The organism is Flavobacterium sp. UBA2787, from assembly GCA_002352205.1.
In the GTDB taxonomy this organism is placed as follows: domain Bacteria; phylum Bacteroidota; class Bacteroidia; order Flavobacteriales; family Flavobacteriaceae; genus Flavobacterium.
Window position 1 is genome coordinate 169515 of record DEHZ01000004.1, and the last position, 19747, is coordinate 189261.

Below are 19747 nucleotides of genomic sequence, written 5' to 3' on the forward strand. Positions count from 1 at the left end.
ATTAAACTTAAAAATTATTCCCACTCAATTGTTGCAGGTGGTTTAGAACTGATGTCATAAACTACACGATTTACTCCTTTTACCTTGTTGATTATTTCGTTTGAAATTTTCATCAAAAAATCATATGGTAAATGAACCCAATCGGCGGTCATTCCATCAGTTGATTCCACGGCTCTTAACGCTACTACTTTTTCGTAGGTACGTTCGTCTCCCATTACTCCTACGCTATTTACCGGAAGTAAAATGGCACCCGCTTGCCAAACTTGATCATAAAGTCCGTGTGATTTTAGACCTTCGATAAAGATAGCATCAACTTCTTGCAATATACGAACTTTTTCTTTTGTTATATCTCCTAAAATTCGGATGGATAATCCAGGTCCCGGAAAAGGATGTCTTCCTAATAACTCAGGGTCAATTCCTAGGGATGCTCCTACTCTACGCACTTCATCTTTAAACAACATTCGCAATGGTTCAACAATTTTTAGCTTCATAAAATCAGGTAGACCTCCTACATTATGATGCGATTTAATTGTCGCTGATGGTCCCTTTACCGAAATAGATTCAATAACATCCGGATAAATTGTTCCTTGAGCCAACCATTTCACATCTTCTATTCGGTGAGCTTCGTCATCAAAAACTTCGATAAAAACTCTTCCGATAGCTTTGCGTTTGGCTTCCGGTTCTTCGATTCCGGCTAATTGATCTAAAAATCGATCAGCGGCATCAACACCTTTTACATTCAAACCCATTCCTTTGTATTGATCTAATACATTTTGGAACTCGTTTTTACGCAATAAACCATTATTAACAAAAATACAATACAAATTTTCACCAATAGCTTTATTCAATAAAACGGCAGCTACGGTAGAATCTACGCCACCTGAAAGTCCTAATACAACTTTATCTCCTTTGATTTTTTCTTGTAATTCGGCTACAATTTCTTCTACAAAAGCATTTGGTGTGAAATTCTGTGGTACTTCGGCAATACGAACCAAAAAGTTTTCCAACATTTGTTTTCCATCTGTTGAATGATATACTTCAGGGTGAAATTGGATAGCATATGTTTTTTCGCCTTCAATACGATAAGCGGCATTTTCTACATCTTTTGTACTGGCTAACTTAACACCGTTAGTAGGTAGTTTTTTAATTGTATCACTATGACTCATCCAAACTTGACTATTGAGTGCCACTTCTTCAAAAAACGGATCGTGGTCATCTACAAAGCTTAAATTGGCTCTGCCATATTCGCGTGTGTTGGATGGAGCTACTTCGCCACCATCAAAATGGGCCAAATATTGAGCACCATAACAAACAGCAAGCAAAGGCATTTTACCTCTAATTTGCGATAAATCGGGATGTGGAGCATCATCTGCTCGAACAGAAAAAGGACTACCGGAAAGAATTGTGGCTTTAAAGCTGGACAAATCTTCGGGAACTTTGTTATAGGGAAAAATTTCGCAGAATATGTTTAATTCTCGAACTCTTCTCGCAATAAGTTGTGTGTATTGCGAACCAAAATCTAAAATAAGTACGTTGTGTTGCATGGGCAAAAATAGCTATATTCTTGGAAAGTGAAAAACAGTTTCCAAGTTAAATTTAAATTAATTAAAATGTGTTGATTATAAGTTAACTAGTCTTTAAATTCCGATTTCAACTTGAAAGCGAATGTACCAATTGGTTTTACTACTTCCGTCAAAATATGTTAAATCATCTAAAGTTATTTCTGTTTGTAATTTAAAAGCGTGTTCCCATAAATATTTCGTCACACCAATACTATATTGCTTGGTATGTGGAGCAAAACTTTGAATATCTTCGTTAACTTTTTGTGTTGAAAATCTTCCGATTACTTCATAACTTGTTGGAAAAATGTAACTTAATTGATAGTCAAAACCTTCTCCAACATATACATAATTAAAATCGGTTGCATCCTCCGGATTAAATGTAAATGGATTTTCAGAAGTTCGATTCATATACGAACTCATCAAAGCCCAACCGTTATATTTTAACATCGCATCTACAAAAACAGATTCCATTGTTCTTTTTTCAAACAAATCTTGCCCTAATTGTCCTTGGGTTTGACGAGCTTTTACATTCCGTTGAAATGTTCCTGCTAATAATAATCTAGGTTTTTGTTCACGTGCAATATCGCCTTCAAAGTTGGTTCCGTCTTTGGAAAACGCTCCTAAAGGAAAAAGTTCCATTCTTCCGGTTAACGCAAACCCATCATCAGGACTTTTGGTGACATTTCGGCCATTTCCTGTACTAATGGCAGATTTTAAATTATAGGAAAATTTATCTTTCTTCTCATTTAAAAAATAGGTTTGAAATCCAAAATCACGATCAATATTAAAACGAGCATTATTGATGGAACGATCGGTTAATTGCAAAGCTCCCGATGAATTGACACGTTGACGATTTCCCGGTAATTTTGTTTGTCCGAAAGCAAAACTCCAATGTTTGTTAGGTCGATAAAACATAACCGCATCACGAATAATATTGATGTTTTCGCCGGCTTCAATTTCACCTACATCGCCTGGTGCAAAAGACAATTGAATTGCATATAAGAATTTTGGGTTTCCAACATATCCATCAAAACGCAAACGCAAACGTCTTACTTGACCTTCATAGGCGTCGTCTTGGTCTTCATTATTTAAATAACCTAATCTGTTTTGCATTCTAAAACGAATATTGAGTTGAAAAATACTATCGGGAGAAGTCAACCCCAAACCTCTACCATAGTTATAATAAGGTAAAGTGGCTAATTTTAAATCGTTGTCTTTTGTGCTAAATTTTATATCCTGAGCGATTGAAAATGAGGATATTAATAAAAATAAAGTTATGAAATTTGTTTTCATTGGTAGTAGTTGTGTTTGCTCGGCAAAAGTAATTTAATTTTTGTAATGTAAAAGTATTGTAGTGGGATTGTTACCTTTGCAAAAAAAACAACATGTCGAACATCTATTTAGGATATCATTTTACGGTTGAACCGAAAGAATTAGGTTGCGAAATTTTAGTGGCCGAATTGGGCGAAAAACCTTTTGAAAGCTTTATTGAAACCGAATTCGGTGTAACCGCTTATGTTCAAAAAAACCTTTGGACGGAGGATATTTTGGATGATATTTTCATCTTAACTTCTCCTGAATTCACGATTTCTTTTCATGTAGAAGAAATTGAGCAAGTGAATTGGAATGAAGAATGGGAGAAAAATTTTAATGCGATCGATGTCGATAGAACGTGCTATGTTCGAGCACCGTTTCATCCAAAAACAGATGCTGAATATGATATTGTTATCGAACCCAAAATGAGCTTTGGAACCGGTCATCATGAAACAACGCACATGGTTATTCAACATTTATTGGAAACCGATTTGGTTGGTAAAAAAACGTTGGATATGGGTTGCGGAACTGCTATTTTAGCCATCTTAGCTGAAATGAAAGGAGCCAAACCAATTGATGCTATTGACATTGATAATTGGTGCTATTTGAATTCAATTGAAAATGCCGAACGAAATAATTGCAAACATATCACCGTTTATGAAGGAGATGCCTCGTTGTTGATTGATCAAAAATATGATGTAATTATTGCCAATATCAACCGAAATATTCTTTTGAATGATATGAATCGCTATGTTAATTGCTTAAATCAAAATGGTTTATTATTTTTGAGTGGATTTTATAGCGAAGATATTCCTGCCATTGATGAATGTTGTCAAAAGTTAGGTTTAAAATTGGAGAAAACAATTGAACGGAATAATTGGGTTAGTTTGAGGTATCAGTTGGGGTAGTTAGGATTGTTGGATTATTAGATTGTTGGATTATTCGAAAAATCTAATAATCGAACAATCTAAAAATCTTTTAAAATAAATAAAATGAGTACGATAGAAAAAATTCAAGAAGAAGTTTTAGTCGAAGAAGCCGTTGGAATTAACAACGAAATTGTGCTTTTTAATGATGATGTCAACACATTTGATCATGTAATTGACACGTTGATTCGCGTTTGCAGTCACACCAGCGAACAAGCTGAACAATGTGCGATTTTGGTTCACTACAAAGGAAAATGCACTGTAAAAACCGGAGATTTTGATGAGCTAAAACCACAATGCACACAGTTGTTGGAAGCCGGTTTGAGTGCCGAAATTATATAAAAACAGTTGGAAGAATACGGAAAAATACTCATCATCGCCATGCCGGCATTTCTGTTACTGATTGTAATTGAAAAAGTGTATGGCTATTTTAGAGGAAACGACACTGCTCCGTTAATGGATACCGTTTCAAGTTTAAGCTCCGGAATTACAAATGCTACAAAAGATGTTTTAGGCATCAGCATTTCGATTTTAACTTATGAATGGATGGTTTCAAAAGTGGCAATTTTTTCGATTGAAAACACAATACTTAGTTATATAATTGCCTTTTTTGTCATCGATTTTTATGGTTATTGGACACATCGCTGGTCGCATCAAATCAATATTTTTTGGAATAAACACGCGATTCATCACAGCAGCGAAGAATTTAATTTGGGTTGTGCTTTGCGGCAATCGATTTCATCATTTGTGAATTTATTTACCTTTTTATTAATTCCGGCTGCTTTTCTGGGCGTTCCTGCTACGATTATTGCGATTGTTCTTCCGTTACATTTATTTTTGCAATTTTGGTATCATACCAGACACATTGGAAAAATGGGTTTTTTAGAAAAAATCATTGTTACACCTTCACATCATCGAGTTCACCACGCAATAAACAAAGAATATTTAGACAAAAATCACGGTCAAATTTTTATTTTTTGGGATAAATGGTTTGGCACTTTTCAGGAAGAATTAAAAGAAACTCCGCCCGTTTTTGGCATAACAAGACCTGCTCAAACGTGGAATCCGATTAAAATTAATTTTCAGCATTTGTGGTTATTGATACAAGATGCTTGGCGAGCAGAAAACTGGAAAGATAAATTCACAATCTGGTTTAAACCAACAGGCTGGAGACCAGAAGGTTTTGAAGAAAGATATCCTGTTTACAAAATTGAAGATGTGTATGCATTTGAAAAATACAATCCCAAACATTCACCTTTTTTGACTTATTATTCAATTATTCAACTCTTTATTACGTTGGGATTTGTAAGTTATTTATTTGCGAATGTTGGAACAATTGGTTTGCCAAACATTTTTGTTTATGGATTATTCATATTTATCACTATCTACAGTCAAACCGAATTGATGGATACCAACTCAAATGCTTATTTTTTTGAGTTATATCGATTACTTTTCGGATTTGGAATCGTATTTTTTTATGGTGATTGGTTTGGATTAAATTCAGTGATTCTGTTTAGTAATTATGTGCTTGGATTTTACTTTTTAGCTTCCTTCGGATTTTCGTATTATTTTTCTACTTATGAATTTGTTGTATATAAAAATGCTTCTAAAGCTATTAATTCTTGATTAAAACCGATTTAACTTATTCTACCTACCGCACAACTTACAAATGATTTTGCTTTTTCGCCCAATGAATTAGTTTCGCCAAACTCTGGATAACCTAAACTTTGTAACGTTGATTTAACTAATACTAAATCAGCTTCATTTTCATAACGAAAAGAAACTGTTTGCTCATCATTATTTACTTCTACATCAGAAATATTTTCTAATAGAGTAAGTTTTTTAGTGATTGTGTTGGCACAACCATAACATTTTAGGTTTTGAATTTTTATCGTTGATTTCATTTTTAACTAATTTATCTTACAAAATTAGTTAATCCAATAAAAAAGAAAAGTGACAAAAGTTACATAAGAATATATTTTATTTATTTTTATTGTTAGAAAGTTGTATTTTTAAACTTTCAAATTGACTAATATCCCTATGCATAACCAACTTTTTGATTTTAAAAAGAACCACCATCTTCAATTACATTTGACTTTAAAGTGCTTATTTTTTATCATAGCATTCTCAGGTTTTTCTCAAGAGTTACCTCCTATAATTAAATATGCACCAAGTGTTTACAAAGCTGGGAATCAAAACTGGATGATTGCACAAAATAAACAAAACATCATGTATTTTGCCAATAATGATGGTTTGTTAGAATTTAATGGTTCAGAGTGGTTGCTCTACCCTTCCCCTAACGAGTCTATCATTCGGTCTGTTAAGGTTATTGAGGAAAAAATTTACACCGGTTGTTACATGGAATTTGGTTATTGGGAACGTAAACCAAATGGATTACTCGAGTATAACTCGTTAAGTGAAAAAGTAAAATCAAAAATTCTGGATGATGAACAATTTTGGAACATTTTTCAGTTTGATCATTGGGTAATTTTTCAATCATTGAATCAAATTTTTATTTTCGATACTAAATCCAACACGTTTAAATCTATAAAACCGGAATCAGGAATTTTCAAAGCTTATTCTGTAGCGAAATCAATTTATTTTCAAACAGTTAATGATGGGTTTTATGAAATTGAAAATGGTGTTAGTAAGCTCATTTCAAAAGAAAATTTCTTTATTAATAATAAAATTGTATCGATTTATAAGCAAAATAATGCTTTGCTCATATTAACTCAGCATGATGGTTTTTATGAATTCAAAGAAAATAAATTATCAAAGTGGATTACGGATGCTGATGCTGAGCTTAATAACAGTAGTGTTTACTGTGCACAAAAGAACTCTGACGATAATTTTCTAATTGGAACCGTGTCCAACGGGATTTTCATAATTAATTCTGAAGGAAAAACACTTTATCATATCACACAAAATAAAGGAATTAGTAATAACACAGCTCTTTCACTTTTTGAAGATACTGATAAAAATATTTGGATTGGATTAGATAATGGTATCAATTGCATAAATTTAACTTCACCCATTCGAGGTTTTTATGATGAGACAGGAATTCTGGGAACTGTTTATGCCTCTGTAATCTATAAAAACATGCTGTATGTTGGAACCAATCAAGGTTTATTTTATAAAAATAAAGAAGGATTTGATACATTTAAATTTGTTACCGGCACAAAAGGACAAGTTTGGTCACTTTTTTCACATGATGACAAGTTGTTTTGCGGACATGATTCCGGAACTTTTTTAATAGAAAACAACACAGCTACCTCTATATATAATAATTCTGGAACTTGGAAATTTGAACCTAGTCCATTTAATAAAAACTTACTCTTACAAGGAAATTATTATGGAATTTCGGTTTTGGAAAAAATAAATAATACTTGGCAGTTTAAAAATAAAATCAAAGGTTTTGATTATTCCTCAAAATATTTTGAGTTTTCAGATACCAATGAAATTATAATTAGCCATGAATACAAAGGTATATTTAGAATCAAAGTTGATCCTACTTATTCTAAAGTAACGCTTTTTGAAGCTCACGAAAACCCGAAAAAAGGAAAAAATGCTAGTATAGCAAATTTTAATAAAACAGTTTATTATGCTTCAAAGGATGGAATTTTTGCTTTCAACAATAAAAGTAAAAAATTTGAAAAAAGTAAAAAATTAAGTACCGTTTTTGAAAAAGATGAATATTTATCAGGAAAACTAATGACCGATAAATCAAATCGTCTTTGGTTTTTTTCTAAAAACTATATCAATTATTTTTCTTATGGTAAATTGAGTACAACGTTAAAACACAATGTTATTCCCATTCCATCTTCATTAACTAATTCAATGTTGGGATATGAAAATATTTCTCAACTTTCTGAATCTTTATACTTAGTGGGAACCACCGATGGATATTACACTATCAACATTGATGATTTATTGTTTAATAATAACCATTTATATATAACAAATATAGCTACCAATAAACACAATGAATCGTTGACTTTTGAATCAATCAAAGAAAGTGGAAGTTTTGATTCAAACAATAATAACATCACATTTTCTTTCACAGTTCCAAAATATAATAAATACATAATTGCAGAATTTCAACATAAATTAGAGGGATTTCAAAATGAATGGAGTGAGTGGAGCTCAAAACCATCGGTAAACTTTAAAAACCTTCAACCCGGTAAATACACTTTTATTGTACGATCAAAAATTGGTAACTCTATTAGTGAAAATTCAGAGAAATATAGTTTTACCATTTTAAAACCTTGGTATTCTACAAACGTTGCCTTAATTATTTATATTTTATTATTAATTGTCTTAGCCTATTTTATTAATAAAGCCTATCAAAATCACTACTTGAAGCAACAAGAAAAGCTAATTGAAGAAAATAATCGTCTGTTGGAGATTAAAGAATTAGAAAACGAACAAGAATTGATGCGAATCAAAAACCAACAATTAGAACAAGACTTTGAAAGTAAAAATAGAGAATTGGCAGCATCTACAATGAATTTGATTAAGAAAAATGAATTGTTGTCGATGATTAAGGAAGATTTAAAAAACACTACTGAAACATTACCAAACAAAAGTATAAAATCATTAATTACCAACATTAACAAAAATATTAACGAAGAAGACAGTTGGAATGTTTTTGTGGATGCTTTTAATAATGCCGACAAAGACTTTTTAAAGAAAATCAAAATTGCTCACCAAAGCTTAACACCAAACGATTTAAGGCTTTGTGCTTTTTTAAGGCTAAATCTTTCCTCAAAAGAAATCGCTCCTTTGCTGAATATTTCGGTGCGAAGTGTTGAAATAAAACGATACCGTTTACGTAAAAAAATGGACTTACCGCATGAAAAAGGACTTGTGGAGTACATTCTTTCAATCTAAAAAATAAAGTTATCTGCAAAAAAAGCGTTTAATCACAATTGATTAGATGCTTTTTTTAATGTGGTAATTTATCTTTTATTAATCCATATAAAAATGTACCGAAAATAGCTCCAAAAAGAACAAAAGCTACATTATAAAAACCAGCTCCTAAAAGAATAAAAATTGGTCCCGGACATGCTCCAACCAAGGCCCAGCCTAATCCGAACAAGATTCCGCCAATCCAATAACGTGGATTTCCTTTTTCTTTATCCAAAATTTCAATGGGCATGCCATCGATATCTTTTAATTTTTTTCGATTAATAATTTGTATACCGATTATTCCGGTTACAATGGCTGTTCCGATTATGCCATACATGTGAAACGATTGAAAATGAAACATCTCATAAATTCTATACCACGAAACGGCTTCAGTTTTGGTTAGTACGATTCCGAATAGAATGCCAACTACTAAATATTTTACTAAATTCATGATTTAAAAAATTAAAGGTAAAAGTAAATGAGCCATGATTAATCCGCCAATAAAAAATCCAATCACGGCTTTCAATGAAGGAATTTGAAGATTACTCAATCCAGAAATTGCATGTCCGGAAGTACATCCGCCTGCATAACGACTTCCAAAACCGATTAAAATTCCACCCACAATCAAAATAAAAATCATTTTTGGAGATGAATTTTCAAACAATAATTCTGGTAATAATTTTCCTTTTGGTTCATCAATTCCCATCAAACTCAATTGCTCTATCGTTTTTGGATTGATGTTTACGTTGGAAGGATCGTGCAAAAATTGAACGGCTATAAATCCACCAATCATCGCTCCAACAACAACAACCAAGTTCCAACGCTGGCTTTTCCAATCCCAATCAAAAAAAGGTACTTTCTTTCCAATTCCTGTCATTGAACAAAGCGAACGAAGGTTGGATGACATTCCAAAAGTTTTACCAAAATAAATCAATAACAACATCACAACTCCGATTAAAAAACCTGAAATTGACCAATGCCATGTTTGAGATAATAATTCCATAGAAAATAATTTTTAGCAAAAATAAGCATTCAATTTTTGAGTTATACAACAAAAATTACATTTTGATATATATTGTAAAAAAACTTTTACCTTTGACTTCTAATTTGATTGAATTTAAATTATGAAAATTTCAAAAATTGTTCCTTTTATTTTGGTTTTGATGCTACTTTCTTGTGGCGGAATTAAAAATACAATCAAAAACATTGATGATTCGGCTCCAACACCGATGTTGAAAAAAGACAATTCTTTTGTTTTAACAGAGGTTAGTGATGATTCCAAATATGGCTATGATCCGGATTATCCGATAAATATTTTTTATCGAACAACATCTAACGACTCCATTAATCAGGAACGTTTTCTTAAAGCATTAGCCGGACCTAATGGCGAAAAATTGTTTTACAAAAAATTAGAAAGTTGCTGTCCATTTCCTACCAAAAGAAGTGAAATTGGTGCCGGATTTTTAGATGTTTATCAACTTCATTGGGTAGGTTGCAAAAAACCGTTGACACTTTATTTCAACATTTATGAAAAAGGGAAATTGATGGTTCCAAAAGGTTTAACCGCCAAAAAAGATGAGTAACTTTAGTTACAGAATCAAATCAAATTATTTGTATTTTCGCTCTTTAAAAATCGACTATGGATATTACTAAAATACCTCAAATTAATCATACTAACAGCGGAAACTTCTTTGTTTTGGCTGGTCCTTGTGCCATTGAAGGCGAAGAAATGGCTCTTAGAATTGCCGAGCGTTTGGTAGAAATTACTGATAAATTAGAAATCCCATACGTATTCAAAGGCTCTTTTAAAAAGGCAAACCGTTCCAGAATCGACAGTTTTTCGGGAATTGGAGATGAAAATGCTTTAAAAATCTTACAAAAAGTTTCACAAACTTTCGGAATTCCAACTGTAACAGATATTCACACCAATGAAGATGCGGCAATGGCTGCTGAATATGTTGATGTTTTACAAATTCCGGCATTTTTAGTTCGTCAGACTGATTTAGTGGTAGCTGCAGCAAATACAGGTAAAACAGTAAATCTGAAAAAAGGACAATTTATGAGTCCTGAAAGTATGAAACACGCTGTTCAAAAAGTATTAGATTGCCAAAATGAAAATGTAATGGTCACCGATCGCGGAACCATGTTTGGCTATCAAGATATGATCGTTGATTTCAGAGGTATTCCAACCATGAAACAATTTGCGACAACCGTTTTGGATGTAACACATTCTTTACAACAACCCAACCAAATGTCTGGTGTCACAGGTGGTCGTCCGGATATGATTGAAACCATCGCAAAGGCAGGAATTGTGACCGGTGTAGATGGAATTTTTATTGAAACACATTTTGATCCGGCCAATGCCAAAAGTGATGGAGCCAACATGCTTCACCTTGATTATTTTGAAAATTTAATGACCAAATTAGTTGCCATAAGAAAAACCATTAATCAATTTTAATCCATATCATCCAGCAATCCAGTGAAAAATAAATCGCTAATGATTGTGCTCTTTTTTTGTGCCTTTTTTCAACACATATCAGCCCAAGACGTTTTGGCAACTCCTGAAAAATACACAGCCCACAACAAAGGAAAATTCTATCTTTATTGGGGTGGAAATCGAGAAACTTTTTCAAAATCAGATATCCGTTTTAAAGGGGCTGATTATGATTTTACTTTATATGATGTTTCTGCTCACGACAAACCTAAAGGTTGGCATGTTGATTATATCAATCCGTGTAGAATGACTATTCCACAAACTAATTTGAGAATTGGTTATTTTATAACAGACAAATACAACATATCAGTAGGTTTTGACCACATGAAATATGTGATGTATCAAGACAGAGCAGTTGATTTTTCAGGTTCATATCCTAATCAAGGAAATTTTGGAGAAGCATTGCCAAACGGACAAGTTTTGTTGACTGAAGATTTCTTAACATTTGAACATACCGATGGTTTAAATTATGTGAATTCCGAAATCGCAAGAGTTGATGATATTTCAAATTGGTTTAGCATTAACAATACCGATTTGCTTCAAATTAATTTAACAGAAGGTCTTGGCGGAGGATTTTTATACCCAAAAACAAATACAAAACTTTTTGATAAAGATCGTCATGACGAATTTCATGTTTCCGGTTATGGCCTTTCTGCAAAAGCAGGATTGAATATTACTTTTTTAAAGTATTTCTTTATTCAAGGCGAATTAAAAGGTGGTTACATCAACATGAACGACATTAGAACTACTAATGATATAGCTGATAGAGCCGAACAAGATTTTTGGTTTTTTCAGAAGATTTTGGTCGTTGGTGGAATTTTTAGAATTTAATGAAGTGAATATGCTTCTGAAATAATTTCTTTTAGGATAGTAACATCAATTTCATCAAGTGAAAAGTAACGTAATGATTTAAAGGTATTTCGTTTTTCACCTACTAAATAATCTGTATGATTTTGAAGTTGATAGCCTTTATTAAAAGCTAAATCAACAAATTTGCCTTTGTGACTTGCATTTATGAAGCAAAATGGTTTATCGTTCAGATAATAATATGGGATTTTCCATTTAAATAACAAAACTGCATTTGGTAGCTCCTTTTCAATAATCACTTGCAAATTCAGAATTATTTCTTTGTATAATTCGGGTTGATTTAAAATATATTCTTCAGCTGGTTTCATTTTTCAAAAATAATTTAAAAATTGTTTGGTTGTAAATAAAATTATAATTTACTTTGCATCTCAAAGTACTTTAAAAATGGAAAACGAGAAATACCTCAACGACCTTTCTGAAATCAAAAATTTGATGAACCGTTCCTCACGTTTTTTATCGCTGAGCGGACTATCTGGAATTTTAGCCGGAACCTATGCATTAATTGGTGCATATTTGGCTTATAAAACGATTTACTTTGATACTTCTACAATGGGAGCATACAAGAATTTAGTGATTTCAGAAGAAGCTGTTATACGACTATTAGTGATTGCTTTATCTGTAGCTTTACTCTCTTTATTAACCGGAATCCTATTAAGCATTCAAAAAGCAAAAAAGAACAACGAAACCATTTGGAACAGCACCGCAAGACGATTAGTGATCAATTTTTTAATTCCATTAGCTACAGGAGGTTTTTTTATTATATTTCTTATTGAAAAAGAAATGTTAGGTTTAGTTGCACCGCTTACCTTAATCTTTTATGGATTAGCTTGTGTAAATGCAAGTAAATATACAATAGGAGGTGTTCGCTATTTAGGATTAACTTTTATTATTTTAGGTTTACTTTCTACTTGGTTTTTAGGCTATGGTTTATTATTTTGGGCATTAGGTTTTGGCGTTTGTCACATTTTGTATGGTAGTATTATGTATTTTAAATATGAAAGAGGATAGATTATTGGATTGTTCGATTTTTAGATTGTTTGATTATCCGATTTTTAGATAATTAGATTCTTTTCAATATAATAATTTTCAAATTTTATTCATCTGTGTTCCAATAAAAAATAGTAATTCCTTTCCTTTGCAAAATGAAAAACATCATACAAAATATAAACAAAGCCTTTGACCATCGGATCCGACTGGGCATCATGTCGATTTTGATGGTGAATGAAAGTGCCGATTTTAACACATTGAAAGAATTATTGGGTGCAACAGACGGTAATCTTGCCTCGCACGCAAAAGCTTTAGAATCTGAAGAATACATCGCCATTGAAAAACAATTCATTGGTAAGAAACCCAACACCAGCTACAAAGCCACAAAACTTGGAAAAAAAGCCTTTCAAGAACACATTGAAGCCCTTGAGAAATTAATCAAAAAAAACTAATCTATTTTTTTACATTTTAACTTTGAAAAACAAAGTACTTTACAAATGAAAAAACTAATTTACTACCAAAGCATCAGAAAAAATGAAGTGATTGTATTTGCTACGCTAACTCTTTTCTGCTTTCTATTATTATTAATTAGAGCAAAAGTGACACAAAGCGTTTTCTTCTTCTTTTTAATTTGGAACTTATTTCTCGCCTTCATCCCCTACTTAATTTCATTCTTTCTTTTTATGTCAGTTACTTTTCAGGAAAGGAGATTTTTAAGAATCGGAACGCTTTTAGTTTGGTTACTTTTTTTACCGAATTCTTTTTATTTATTAACCGATTTTGTACACCTCAACAAATTTCCGGACGTTCCGTTTTGGTTTGATTTGGTGTTGGTTTCCTCCTTCTCCATAACCGGATTTGCTTTAGGATTATTTTCTATCCGAACCATCGAAAAAATTATTCAACTTCATTATTCCAAAATTCAAAGTCGGATCATGTTGTTTAGCATTATTTACCTAACCGCTTTTGGCATTTACCTCGGACGCTTTTTGCGATTCAACAGTTGGGATTTATTATCCAATCCAATTGACTTGTTTGCTTCTTGTGTGGATTGTCTTTTCATGCGAGATGTTCAAAATTTCACATTAGGATTTGGCACATTTTTATTGGTTTTGTACTTCGCTACTTCATCCTTTATCTCTAAAAATCCAACAATCTAAAAATCAAACAATCAAATAATCTAAAAATCAAAAATCATGGAAAAACAAACCAATTTCTTTCAGTCCAACACCGCAAAAATCATTATGGTTGGCTTTTTAACGCTCATTTTATTGATTCCTCTTCAATTTGTGAAAAGTCTTATTGAAGAACGTTCCATTCGCCAAAAAGAAGTCGTCTCCGAAACTTCTGAAAAATGGGGCGAAGAAATTTACTTTTATGGTCCGATTTTGAAAATTCCATACAAACACACCAGCGAAGTAATTGAATATGATGGCAAAACCAACGTACAAGTAAAAAAATATGTCACCGAAACCAAACTGGCCTATTTCTTCCCGGAAGAACTAAAAAATACTACCGATGTCACGATGGTCAAACCGTTGCAACGCAGTTTGTATAAGTCGAATGTGTTTAATGCTCAAATGGATTTTTCGGGAAGTTATGTTTTTCCGAACTTCAAAATCAATTCGATTGCGGATGAGAATATTATGTGGGACAAAGCCACAATAATGATTCGCACAACGAATTTGAAAAGCATCAAAAGTCAAGTGAATTTAAAATTGGGCGATTCGGTTTATCGTTTTGAACCAACGCAAAACAAGCAAAATGATTCGATGTCCACATTAGAAACCGGTTTGGTGAATCTACAATCGCTTCAGCAAAACAAAAAGCAAATCTTCACTTTTAACATCAATTACAACGGAAGTAAGATGATTCATTTTGCTCCGATTGGTAAAACTACTTCGGCAAAAATGAAATCCAACTGGCCATCGCCGAGTTTTTCCGGGAATTTTTTACCAAATGATAAAAATAAAGTAATTACAGCCAAAGGGTTTGAAGCCGAATGGGAAGTTTTGCACCTCAACAGACCATTTCCACAACAATCCTTCGAAACATTACCAAATGTGAAACTGCATGCTTTTGGTGTCGATTTTATTACAACTGTAGATGAATACCAACAAAACGAACGAGCTTCGAAGTATGGATTTTTGGTCATTGGATTGACGTTTTTAATTTTTTTCCTCATTCAAAGCATTAGTAAAATCAACATTCATATTTTTCAATATTCGATGATTGGATTGGCGTTGATAATGTTTTATACATTGCTGATTTCGATTACAGAACACAGTAGTTTCACGTTGGCTTATGTGTTTGCCGGAGCTTCGGTAATTGTGTTGATTTCACTCTACTCCATCTCGATTTTAAAGAACAAAAAGTTTCCGGCGTTCATCGGAATTTCGCTAACGTTTTTATACACGTTTATTTTTGTGATAATTCAAATGGAAGATTATGCGTTGTTGGTGGGTAGCATTGGATTGTTCTTGATTTTAGCTGCCGTGATGTATTTTTCCAGAAAGATTGATTGGGGAGCGGGGAATTGAGTTTTCTCGTAAAGTTTTTTAATTTTCTCGCAAAGACGCAGAGACGCAAAGGGTTAACTTTTACTTTCCGACTTTGCGGCTTTGCGAGATGAAATAAACCATTAAGAAAGTATGGTTCATTGAGCTTGCTTGGTGAGGTTGATTTCTTAGTGGTTTTTTGTTTTGTTGATAAGTTGGGAGGAATGGGATTGTTAATTTTTTTATATTTGAGAGAATAAAAATACAGAAGCATACTCTTTCTTATATTTCAATTATTTATTTTTAATTAATACTTACTTAATCTTACAGAATGAATTATTGTCAACACACTGACTTAATTAAACTTTCTTTTCCAGAACTTGACTTAGTCAAAGAGTCTGAATTTTATATTTTTAATAATGAAGACTTTGCTGTAAAATTAATCAATCAATGTATCGACTTTTGTGAAAATATTCAAAGTAAAATTAACATTAATATCCATTTTTCTGTTCAATATAGCCATATATTTAATGCTAAAGCTATTGTGAAAAAAAACAATGGTGTAATAATTTTTAATTCAGGTCTAATTGATAAATTAGAGACAATAGTTTTAGATTGTATTGAAATTTTTAGTTATGAAAACATTGCAATTTTAACAATGAATAAAGAAGAAAAAAAAGATTTAATAATTCTTTTTTCTGAATTTTGTATATCATACCTTTTTTATCATGAATTTGCACATATAATGCAAATGTTAGATTCAACAGACCAAAAAAATCAACATCTACAAGAAGAATATTCAGATGTAAATTCCTTTAATATTAAGAATCATGTTTATGAGTTAGATGCGGATCATTTTGGAGTTTCTATGAGTACAACTGATTTGCTAACATACATATGGAATAAACAATATCCAATTAATCCAGTTTTATTATTTAATTTAATTACAATTTCATTATTTACAATTTCTAGTCTCATAATCGAATTTTCGGGGAAAGATTTTAAAACAATTTATTATAAAAGAAAAAGTCATCCACATCCATTAATTAGAATTATTGAATGTACTGAACAGATTCTTTTTTTTATTTCTCAAAATTTTAAAATTGATGAAGTCTTTTTTCAAGCCACTCTTCAAAGAAATATTAAAATTATAGATCAAATTAATTACAGTAGTTGCCGGGCGGTTGGTTATTCAAATTTGCTTGAATATAAAATTCATGAAATAGAAAAATACATCAATGAAATAGAAGAAAATAATAATTCATTTAAAGAATTGATTAGATTCCGATCTCAAGAACTTTCAAATATTTTATTGAGTTAAACCTTTCAGTCTAGCTTAGAATCCTTTTATACACTTCACAATTTAATAATATTAATTTCAAAAAAATTAAAAATGAACATATGAAAAAACTATTCTTTTTCATTTTACTTATATTTGTTGGAATAGTTACTTTCTTTATATACTATAACTCCGCTCAATACATCAAAAACCAAGAATGGAAATATTCAAATGGAATGTATATTGGTGATTGGTTAAATCAAAGTAATATTGAAATTAATAACAGAATCATAAAAGGAAAAAATGCAGAAGCAAAAATTGTTTTCTGCTTTGGCCATAAACTTATTCTAAAAAATATTGAAAACGGCGAAACAGGACATTATGTAAATAAAAATTGAAACAAAAAAAAACGGAAACAACTACTCAAAGTGTTTCCGTTTTTGCATTCAGTCCATAACGTGTAGGACTTTCATTTACTTTTAAGAATTAATCTTTTTCATACACGGTAATAATACCGGCAGCATCTTTAACTTTTAATTCTGAAAGCGTAAGATTCATAATATCTTGTGTTTTTGATACACCATCAATAATTGTTGTTAAATTATTGTGTGATCTTGAATAGGTTCCGGTTTCTGTAATCAAGTCGCATGGAGTAGTTGTAGAATCATATTCTCCTTGATTCACATCGTTGTCAATTTTAAGATCTAGATAATCTTTATCACAACCTTCTTCATTATGTGGATAATCAAATAAAACTTCTTGTCCGGAAATTATTGAACCTACTTTTGATACATTCCATTTACCTACTACAGGTAATAGTGTTTCTCCTTCGTTATCGTCATCACTACATGAAGTGGCAAATAATCCGATAGTTACTGCAAAGGCGAATAATAGACTTCGATTTTTCATAATTTGTTTATTTTATTGTTAGGTGTAAAGGTAGTTGAGTAAGAGAAGGTGCTTGTTACAGAATTATGAGTAAGGTTTATACAATTACGGTCCAAAAGCCAAAAATGCAAAAACCCGGCAATCACTTGCCGGGTCTGGTTTCTAAAATTCAAAATTTGTTAGTGGCTTCCTTCTGCTTCAATTTCATCCACATTTATTCCTTGTTTTTTCAAAATACCTTTTACTAATATGGCAAACAAAGTAAGGTATCCAAAACATAAAACCGGAATAATATACGAATTATGAATACCAATTATATCCGATAATTTACCTTGTAATGGCGGAATAATTCCACCTCCTAAAATCATCATTACTAAGAAAGCTGAACCTTGAGCCGTATATTTTCCTAAACCAATTACCGATAAACTGAAAATAGCCGGCCACATAATGCTACATGCCAAACCACCAGCTAAAAATGCATAAATAGCAACCATTCCATCAGTAGTTAAACCGATTACCATTGCTATTATTCCCATTAAACCAAAAACGGTTAATGTTCTTGCGGGTTTGTCTTTACAGATAAAAAAGGCAATAATTTGAATAAATACACAGAAAACATAATAATATAAAGGCGACATATCTTTGTCTGCAATAATATTTACAATCAAGATAACAGCAAAAGCAATCAAGGGAATAACAATTAAAGCGATGGTTTTCTTTATTCCTTTTAAATCAAAAACAGCGATAGCTCCAGCCCAGCGGCCAATCATTAAACTTCCCCAATACATCGAAATATAAGGTGCAATTTCAGACGACTGTAATCCTCCGAACTCTTTTAAACTAAGTAATTCTCCTAAATTACTTCCCACGGCAACTTCCACACCCACGTAAGTGAAAATGGCTAACATTCCCAATACCAATTGAGGATATTGCATTGCTCCCCAGCCGTCACTTTTCTTTTGAGCACTTTTATTCGCAAAAAGTAAACCACCAACAATCACAAGTAATGCTCCGGAAAGCCAATACATTCTTTCTTTTTCTAATGGATGTTTTAAGGTTTCTATTTCAGCATTTTTATTTGCTATTAGTGTTTCATAATCCGCTGTAGTATCATCAGTTGAAATCTGAGATTTTAAAGTAGACAATTCAATTTGTAATGCATCAATTTTTATAGCTTCTTCGCTTTTATAACTTGAAAAAACAGGAGCAAAACAAATAGCCAGCAATCCGGTCATAACTACTAATGTTGTTAAAGCTTTATTCGCTTTCTCCATCGGTTCGTTAGAAATACCATCAGGAACTTTTTTAGAAAAAAAGAATAATGCTGCTGCTACTAAAAATAATACCCCAACACCAACGTATAATAAAATAACTTTATCTAATCCTAAACTTTTTATTTGATCATCACTCACAGAAGCAGCTGAACCAAATAATGCAAATGCCACGATTAGCGGGCCGATTGTTGTTCCAAAAGAATTGATTCCACCTCCTAAATTCACTCTGCTTGTACCCGTTTTTGGGTCGCCAAGCAAAATGGCAAACGGATTAGCAGCTGTTTGTTGTAAGGAGAAACCTAATGCAACGATGAACAATCCTACTAACATTCCGGCATAAACATTTGCCTGAACTGCTAAAATCATTGCTCCTGCACCTAAGGCCGAAAACAATAAACCATAAACAATACTTCTTTTATAACCCCATTTACTCACTAAATCTTTACCGTTTAAGGCTCCAAAAGCAAATAGAAACAGAGCTCCTAAATAATAAGCTGTGTAAAATGCAAAATCGACCAACTGCGATTGAAATTGATCTAATGAAAAATAACTTTTGCAAAATGGAATAAAAATACTGTTTCCGGCAGCTATAAATCCCCAAAAGAAAAACACTGTAATCAGGGTGTAAAGAGCAGGATAATTCGTTTTTGTAATTTCTTGACTCATTATTTGTTTAGTTAAAAGGTTAGTTATGAGAAATTTTAAATGGTTAAATTTGATTATTAAATAGTAGCTTTTGAAAACATTTTA

Annotated in this window: 21 protein-coding genes; 13 read left to right on the plus strand and 8 right to left on the minus strand. The window is 32.0% G+C overall.

What is annotated here, in order from left to right:
• Positions 1–14: 14 nt before the first annotated feature.
• Both guaA and B4N66_RS03635 read right to left on the minus strand, forming a co-directional pair.
• A complete protein-coding gene (guaA, locus tag B4N66_RS03630; protein ID WP_291092419.1) occupies positions 15–1544 on the minus strand; it encodes a glutamine-hydrolyzing GMP synthase in 1530 nt (509 codons plus the stop codon).
• A gap of 93 nt (positions 1545–1637) precedes the next feature.
• Positions 1638–2855, minus strand: coding sequence for a porin (locus B4N66_RS03635; protein ID WP_291092420.1), 1218 nt, complete (start codon positions 2853–2855; stop codon positions 1638–1640).
• A 92-nt stretch (positions 2856–2947) separates the two neighbouring features.
• Here B4N66_RS03635 and prmA point away from each other — a divergent pair, with 92 nt between their 5' ends.
• From prmA to B4N66_RS03650, 3 genes are all read left to right on the plus strand, one after another.
• Positions 2948–3784 carry a 50S ribosomal protein L11 methyltransferase gene (gene prmA, locus B4N66_RS03640; protein WP_291092421.1) on the plus strand — a complete coding sequence of 279 codons (837 nt, stop codon included), beginning with the start codon at positions 2948–2950 and terminating at the stop codon, positions 3782–3784.
• Positions 3785–3868: 84 nt separating this feature from the next.
• Entirely contained in the window at positions 3869–4144 is a 276-nt protein-coding gene (locus B4N66_RS03645; protein ID WP_112085378.1) for an ATP-dependent Clp protease adaptor ClpS, read from the plus strand.
• A 6-nt stretch (positions 4145–4150) separates the two neighbouring features.
• Entirely contained in the window at positions 4151–5428 is a 1278-nt protein-coding gene (locus B4N66_RS03650; RefSeq protein ID WP_291092422.1) for a sterol desaturase family protein, read from the plus strand.
• A gap of 11 nt (positions 5429–5439) precedes the next feature.
• On the opposite strand, the gene B4N66_RS03655 is transcribed toward B4N66_RS03650, so the two are convergent.
• On the minus strand, positions 5440–5706 hold the full coding sequence (locus B4N66_RS03655; RefSeq protein WP_291092423.1) for a heavy-metal-associated domain-containing protein: 267 nt from the start codon (positions 5704–5706) through the stop codon (positions 5440–5442).
• A gap of 136 nt (positions 5707–5842) precedes the next feature.
• Between B4N66_RS03655 and B4N66_RS03660 the strand changes: the two genes are divergently transcribed.
• Positions 5843–8692, plus strand: coding sequence for a helix-turn-helix and ligand-binding sensor domain-containing protein (locus B4N66_RS03660; RefSeq protein WP_291092424.1), 2850 nt, complete (start codon positions 5843–5845; stop codon positions 8690–8692).
• Positions 8693–8747: 55 nt separating this feature from the next.
• Here B4N66_RS03660 and B4N66_RS03665 read toward each other — a convergent pair whose 3' ends face one another.
• A complete protein-coding gene (locus tag B4N66_RS03665) occupies positions 8748–9161 on the minus strand; it encodes a DUF6691 family protein (protein WP_291092425.1) in 414 nt (137 codons plus the stop codon).
• Positions 9162–9164: 3 nt separating this feature from the next.
• Positions 9165–9713 carry a YeeE/YedE family protein gene (locus B4N66_RS03670; protein WP_291092426.1) on the minus strand — a complete coding sequence of 183 codons (549 nt, stop codon included), beginning with the start codon at positions 9711–9713 and terminating at the stop codon, positions 9165–9167.
• A 121-nt stretch (positions 9714–9834) separates the two neighbouring features.
• Here B4N66_RS03670 and B4N66_RS03675 point away from each other — a divergent pair, with 121 nt between their 5' ends.
• Genes B4N66_RS03675 through B4N66_RS03685 form a run of 3 tightly spaced genes read left to right on the plus strand, consistent with a single transcriptional unit; the run spans position 9835 to position 12035 of the window.
• Entirely contained in the window at positions 9835–10293 is a 459-nt protein-coding gene (locus B4N66_RS03675; protein WP_324522734.1) for a 2-dehydro-3-deoxyphosphooctonate aldolase, read from the plus strand.
• 56 nt (positions 10294–10349) lie between these two features.
• Positions 10350–11168, plus strand: coding sequence for a 3-deoxy-8-phosphooctulonate synthase (gene kdsA, locus B4N66_RS03680; protein WP_291092427.1), 819 nt, complete (start codon positions 10350–10352; stop codon positions 11166–11168).
• A 39-nt stretch (positions 11169–11207) separates the two neighbouring features.
• Positions 11208–12035, plus strand: coding sequence for a hypothetical protein (locus tag B4N66_RS03685; RefSeq protein WP_291092428.1), 828 nt, complete (start codon positions 11208–11210; stop codon positions 12033–12035).
• Here the strand turns inward: B4N66_RS03685 and B4N66_RS03690 are convergent.
• Positions 12032–12379: a DUF1801 domain-containing protein gene (locus B4N66_RS03690; protein ID WP_291092430.1), complete on the minus strand. Its 348-nt coding sequence runs from the start codon at positions 12377–12379 to the stop codon at positions 12032–12034. The two genes, B4N66_RS03685 and B4N66_RS03690, sit on opposite strands and share 4 nt — an antisense overlap.
• 76 nt (positions 12380–12455) lie before the next feature.
• On the opposite strand from B4N66_RS03690, the gene B4N66_RS03695 reads away from it, so the two are divergent.
• The 6 genes from B4N66_RS03695 (at position 12456) to B4N66_RS03720 (ending at position 17233) form a co-directional block, all read left to right on the plus strand.
• Positions 12456–13079, plus strand: coding sequence for a hypothetical protein (locus tag B4N66_RS03695; protein WP_291092432.1), 624 nt, complete (start codon positions 12456–12458; stop codon positions 13077–13079).
• A gap of 134 nt (positions 13080–13213) precedes the next feature.
• On the plus strand, positions 13214–13510 hold the full coding sequence (locus tag B4N66_RS03700; protein WP_291092433.1) for a winged helix-turn-helix domain-containing protein: 297 nt from the start codon (positions 13214–13216) through the stop codon (positions 13508–13510).
• Positions 13511–13555: 45 nt separating this feature from the next.
• A complete protein-coding gene (locus B4N66_RS03705; RefSeq protein ID WP_291092435.1) occupies positions 13556–14218 on the plus strand; it encodes a DUF1361 domain-containing protein in 663 nt (220 codons plus the stop codon).
• A 36-nt stretch (positions 14219–14254) separates the two neighbouring features.
• Positions 14255–15598, plus strand: coding sequence for a cell envelope integrity protein CreD (creD, locus tag B4N66_RS03710; RefSeq protein WP_291092436.1), 1344 nt, complete (start codon positions 14255–14257; stop codon positions 15596–15598).
• 289 nt (positions 15599–15887) lie between these two features.
• Entirely contained in the window at positions 15888–16877 is a 990-nt protein-coding gene (locus tag B4N66_RS03715) for a hypothetical protein (RefSeq protein ID WP_291092437.1), read from the plus strand.
• Between the two features lie 80 nt (positions 16878–16957).
• Positions 16958–17233: a hypothetical protein gene (locus B4N66_RS03720; RefSeq protein ID WP_291092439.1), complete on the plus strand. Its 276-nt coding sequence runs from the start codon at positions 16958–16960 to the stop codon at positions 17231–17233.
• A gap of 88 nt (positions 17234–17321) precedes the next feature.
• Here B4N66_RS03720 and B4N66_RS03725 read toward each other — a convergent pair whose 3' ends face one another.
• Positions 17322–17744, minus strand: a complete 423-nt coding sequence (locus B4N66_RS03725; RefSeq protein ID WP_291092441.1) for a lipocalin family protein — start codon at positions 17742–17744, stop codon at positions 17322–17324.
• 158 nt (positions 17745–17902) lie between these two features.
• Positions 17903–19663, minus strand: a complete 1761-nt coding sequence (locus B4N66_RS03730) for an MFS transporter (protein ID WP_291092442.1) — start codon at positions 19661–19663, stop codon at positions 17903–17905.
• Between the last annotated feature and the right edge of the window lie 84 nt (positions 19664–19747).